5 protein-coding genes are annotated in these 5266 nt (G+C 44.5%); 2 read left to right on the top strand and 3 right to left on the bottom strand.

Going from position 1 to position 5266, the window contains the following annotated elements; all coding sequences use genetic code 11:
- Window positions 1-115: 115 nt before the first annotated feature.
- Both lepA and NJ959_RS25130 read left to right on the top strand, forming a co-directional pair.
- Window positions 116-1927 carry a translation elongation factor 4 gene (lepA, locus tag NJ959_RS25135; protein WP_254014493.1) on the top strand — a complete coding sequence of 604 codons (1812 nt, stop codon included), beginning with the start codon at window positions 116-118 and terminating at the stop codon, window positions 1925-1927.
- A 155-nt stretch (window positions 1928-2082) separates the two neighbouring features.
- Window positions 2083-2658, top strand: coding sequence for a Uma2 family endonuclease (locus NJ959_RS25130; RefSeq protein ID WP_254014492.1), 576 nt, complete (start codon window positions 2083-2085; stop codon window positions 2656-2658).
- A gap of 49 nt (window positions 2659-2707) precedes the next feature.
- On the opposite strand, the gene NJ959_RS25125 is transcribed toward NJ959_RS25130, so the two are convergent.
- The 3 genes from NJ959_RS25125 to NJ959_RS25115 all read right to left on the bottom strand — a co-directional run.
- Window positions 2708-4351: a S8 family serine peptidase gene (locus NJ959_RS25125; RefSeq protein WP_254014491.1), complete on the bottom strand. Its 1644-nt coding sequence runs from the start codon at window positions 4349-4351 to the stop codon at window positions 2708-2710.
- The gene (locus tag NJ959_RS25120) at window positions 4348-4776 is read right to left on the bottom strand and encodes a DUF4114 domain-containing protein (RefSeq protein ID WP_254014490.1); all 429 of its coding nucleotides are present in this window, start codon (window positions 4774-4776) and stop codon (window positions 4348-4350) included. Before NJ959_RS25120 ends, NJ959_RS25125 begins: the two co-directional genes overlap by 4 nt.
- 149 nt (window positions 4777-4925) lie before the next feature.
- A partial coding sequence (locus NJ959_RS25115; protein WP_254014489.1) for an RNA-guided endonuclease InsQ/TnpB family protein occupies window positions 4926-5266 on the bottom strand: 341 nt, incomplete at its 5' end.

Genomic DNA, 5266 nt, shown 5'->3' with positions numbered 1-5266 from the left:
CTCCCCACTCCCTACTCCCCATTCCCCACTCCCTAATATATGGACAGAAACATTACAATACATTAAGTACTAAACTAATGTCCTGTCGCCGATTTTTCTATCGCCACCCATTGCCATGACTGATGTTCCTGTCTCTCGTATCCGTAATTTTTCCATCATCGCCCACATTGACCATGGAAAATCCACTTTAGCCGATCGCCTGTTGCAGACGACAGGTACTGTCAGCGCTCGGGAGATGAAAGAACAGTTCCTGGATAACATGGATTTAGAAAGAGAGCGAGGGATTACAATTAAGCTCCAAGCAGCGCGGATGAACTATACTGCCAGGGATGGTCAAGAGTACGTTCTCAATCTGATTGATACACCTGGTCATGTAGATTTTTCTTATGAAGTTTCGCGATCGCTAGTTGCCTGCGAAGGCGCACTCCTCGTTGTAGATGCTTCCCAAGGGGTTGAGGCTCAGACTCTAGCTAATGTTTACTTAGCCTTAGAGCATAATCTGGAAATTATTCCTGTTCTCAATAAAATCGACTTACCCGGCGCGGAACCGGAACGGGTGAAAGGCGAAATTGAAGAGATCATTGGTCTTGATTGTAGCGGAGCAATCAAGGCATCTGCAAAGGAAGGGATCGGAATTGAGGAAATTCTCGAATCCATCGTACATCTAGTTCCCCCTCCACAGGATACTGTAAACAAACCCCTCCGTGCCCTGATTTTCGATAGCTACTATGACTTGTACCGGGGTGTGATTGTTTATTTCAGAGTTGTGGATGGTGCAGTCAAAAAAGGTGACAAAGTTCAATTCATGGCATCCGGCAAGGGGTGCGAAATTGATGAATTGGGTATTCTCTCCCCTACCCAAATCCAGGTGCAGGAACTTCACGCGGGTGAGGTAGGTTACCTGGCAGCAGCGATTAAAGCCGTAGAAGATGCTCGTGTTGGCGATACGATTACTTTAGCAGCAAAACCAGCCGAAACCCCTTTGCCGGGTTACGCAGAAGCCAAGCCAATGGTATTTTGTGGCTTGTTTCCCATCGATGCAGATCAATATGGGGATTTGCGGGAAGCTTTGGATAAGCTTAAACTTAATGATGCAGCACTCCACTACGAACCAGAAACTTCTAGCGCGATGGGATTTGGTTTTCGCTGCGGATTTTTGGGCTTACTCCACATGGAAATCGTCCAGGAGCGACTAGAGCGGGAATATAATCTGGATTTGATTACAACTGCACCTTCTGTAGTTTATCAGGTTACCACCATTGCCGGGGAAAGCTACGAGATTGACAACCCCAGTCACTTACCACCTGCTAACGAAAGGGAAAGTATTGCGGAACCTTATGTCAAGTTGGAAATGATTACGCCCGAAAGCTATGTTGGCACGCTGATGGAATTATGCCAAAATCGGCGGGGCATTTTCAAGGACATGAAGTATTTAACCCAAGGGCGGACAACTTTAGTTTACGAGTTGCCCTTGGCTGAAGTGGTGACTGACTTTTTCGATCAGTTAAAATCGCGATCGCGCGGTTATGCCAGTATGGAATATCATGTTATCGGCTACCGCGAAAATGCCTTGGTTAAGCTGGATATTCTGATCAACGCTGACATGGTTGACTCCCTCGCGATGATTGTCCACCGAGATAAAGCCTACAACGTTGGTCGCGCCTTAGTGGAAAAACTCAAAGAATTAATTCCCCGTCACCAATTCAAAATTCCCATCCAAGCCTCTATCGGTAGTCGTGTTATCGCTAGCGAACATATTCCGGCATTGCGTAAAGATGTTCTTGCCAAATGCTACGGCGGTGATATCTCTCGTAAGAAGAAACTTCTTCAAAAGCAAGCCAAAGGGAAAAAACGGATGAAATCTGTTGGTACTGTTGATGTACCGCAGGAGGCTTTTATGGCGGTGTTGAAACTCGATCCGCAGTAGGGGCTAATGGCTAATTGTAGCAATAGATGTAGGTTGGGTTGACGGATGTTACCCAACAAAGCCTCGCTTTAATGCACTATTTTAGCTGAAACAGTCCAGTAGGGGGGCGAAGCCATCGCGTAAAATAAAATTACTACTTGTGGAGTATTCCTCAGATGATTGCTAATTTTAACTCCTCTTATATTTCTCCAGAAGACTATTTAGAAGGTGAAAAAATTTCCCCCATCAAGCACGAATATATCCGAGGAGAAGTCTATGCAATGGCTGGTGCAAGTAAAGCCCATGGTATCATTGCGCTTAATTTCGCTACTCGATTGAAAAACCACCTGCGAGGCAGTGGCTCTATTCCTTACACGACAGATATAAAAGTCAGAATTGAAGCAGCCAATGTTTATTACTATCCTGATGTTACTGTAACTTGTGATGAGCGCGATCGCACTTCTTTAAACGAAGACTTTATTCGCTATCCGCGCTTAGTTGTAGAAGTTTTATCTCCCACAACGGCAGCATTTGATCGAGGAGATAAGTTTGGTGACTACAGAACTTTGGCAAGTTTAGAAGAATATGTGCTAATTAGTCAAGAAAGGATCGCTGTAGAATGTTTTCGCCGGAATTCAGAAGGGCGTTGGGAATTGTATGTTTATAGTCAGGGAGATGAAATTCACCTAGCTAGTGTTGATTTTCGCTTTCCTATTGCAGCTTTGTATGAAGATGTGATGGAAATTAATTAAATCTGCCATCACATCCGCCAGAGAATTTATTCTCTGTCGGGCTGTCGGGTTAGTAGTAGGCACCAGCATAAACACTAATTTGCGGTGTTTCCGTGTCAGCAATTAACAGCCAATCCACGTTACTATTTCCCACTTGATAGCCATTATTCTCTTTTAACTTCAGTTTAACTATTTCTGGCAATTCCGCATCGCTATCATCCAAAGTTATAATGGGAATCTTCACTGAATCAGCACCAGCCGGAATAGTAATTGTACCAGTCAGTTTTTCATAATCGACACCATTAGTGGCTGGTGGTTTAGTCCCGACAGGGCTAAGATCGATCTCATAACTAACAGTAAGCTGATTCTTACTACTCCCACTGCGAAAAACAGTAAACTCCCCAGCATCTTCTCCCTCAGCAGCAAAATCATCAGTAGCTTTAATAGTAACAGTAGGCTTACTACCATAAATATTCAACCCCCACTCACTCAAACTCCCCACATCACCAGACTGCCAATCTTTCACCGATAACTTCCACTCACCAACAGCAGACTCACCCCAATTCCTTACCGAAGTAAACACCCACTTATCAAAATCCTTCCCCTTAATCCCATTGTGCGAAGCCAACACCGACTCTGTGCCATCCGGCGAAGTTAAAATAACCTCCAAATCTCCACGAAAATCATGTTTAGCATCAAACAAAACCTCCGCCGACTCAACCGTAATATCCTCACTAATAGTAAACTTTCGAGTAATCCCATTCTCATCATTATCCGGAATTAAAATAGGATTATCAAACTCTTCAAAAGCCGAAATCTTTACTTCACTCCCCACAGAAGTCCAATTTTTCGCCAAACTCACCGCCGCCGCCGCATCAACCACACCAAAACCATACTGATTATGTACATTATTTCCCCCACCATTAGTCACCCAACCCTGATTAGTCGGATTATTCTTAACCGCAGTCTCCACTAAAATATGCTGCACATCCCGCAAACTCAAACTCGGATTTGCTTCCAACATTAACGCCACAGTACCCGAAACTTGAGCCGCAGGAACAGAAGTAGCACTACCATTTCCCGTATAATTTCCATCCAAATAATCCCCAAAACTATTACCTGGATTTACCCCCTGATTACCCAACAAATCAGTAGTCGCAATACCACCCGCATAAGCCGAAACTAACACCGCCGCACCCGGTTGACTGTAATTAGTTTCCTCCCCACTAGAAGTAACCGCACCCACCACAATTCCATGACGAGAATTAGTTAAAGTATTGTAATTAACATTACCCTCACTTCCCCCATCATTCCCCGCCGCAAACACATGAATATTCCCCAACCCATTTCTGCCCTGAGTCGCACCAATCTCCAACTCATACTCCGCCATCGGTGAAGCCCAGAAATTATCAATTATCTTCCAACTGCTATTGTAAATATCGATATCATTCCGCAAATAAGACACCGCATCAGCAATCTGTTTATCGTTAACCTCTCCCGCAGTTAATCTCAATCCTGCCACCGCTGCATTCGGTGCAACACCACTGATTCCTATACCATTATTTCCCACAGCAGCAGCAATTCCAGCTACTTCTGTTCCATGACTATTATTATTGGTAGGAGAGGGATTAGAATCATAGGTTCCCTGTGGATTCTTTTGGTAAGAATAAACATTACCCTGGCTATCAATAGTTTCATTAAAATCCCGACTCAAGTCAGCCCGATAATTTCCTTATAATCTTTATCGGAGTTACGGTCTATCCGTAAATCTTCCATGACAAAGGCGTTACCATTGCCCGTAAGATCGGCAATTTGCCCTAGTTGAAATCCGTCATTGGGATTGGCGGTAGCTAGGGAGAAAAGGGGACGAATTGCACCTGTGGCTTTGGGGTTATTGAATAGTTGTTGGATTGTGCCATTTGGAGTTAACATTAAGCCAAATTTATCGCCGGGAAGCATATCGAAGGTTTTGACACCTAGGTAATCGCCATTATTCCAATTCTTTTCGCCTAATGTGCCGGAGATTCTTGCACCTTCGGTACTATCTGAGATGACGATATGTCCTAGGTTTGTGTTACTGAGACTGCGGGTGGCTGCTTCTTTGATAAATGTGGTTTCATTATTGATAAATTGCTCCATTCCGGTGAGGCTGAATATGGCTAGTTCGCCTTTGTAAGCGCCGCCGTCGAAGAGGTAGTCGATGGTGACTTTTCCGGTGTTTTCTACTGTGAATACGCCGGAGTTGAAGATGGGGTTTATGTTGATGTTGGTGATGGTGGTGACATCTCCTACACCAACCTGAGTACAGGTATGGTGTAGGCTTCCAAACCAATCCGGCTATTGCTTAGGAGGCGTTTGGCTTTAAGAACGCGATGCCCCAGCGCTCTATTTTTTATATTTATCGCCGCGTTATGATCGCGGTCAAGAGAAAAACCACAATGAGGGCAGTCATGCCAGCGAATATGCAGCTTTTTAGGTACTTTCTCACCGCAATTAGAACAATCTTGTGATGTATTATGGGCGCTTACTGGTATAACCAACAAACCAGCGTTTACGGCTTTGTTTGTCAGTATCGACAGGAAGCTTGACCACCCAGCGTCCAAGACAGATTTAGCCAATCTTGTACGAG

The organism is Limnofasciculus baicalensis BBK-W-15 (assembly GCF_024178385.1).
Taxonomy (GTDB): Bacteria; Cyanobacteriota; Cyanobacteriia; order Cyanobacteriales; family Coleofasciculaceae; genus Limnofasciculus; species Limnofasciculus baicalensis.
Note: the sequence above shows the minus strand (reverse complement) of the source record. Positions and strands in the feature narration are given on the sequence as shown.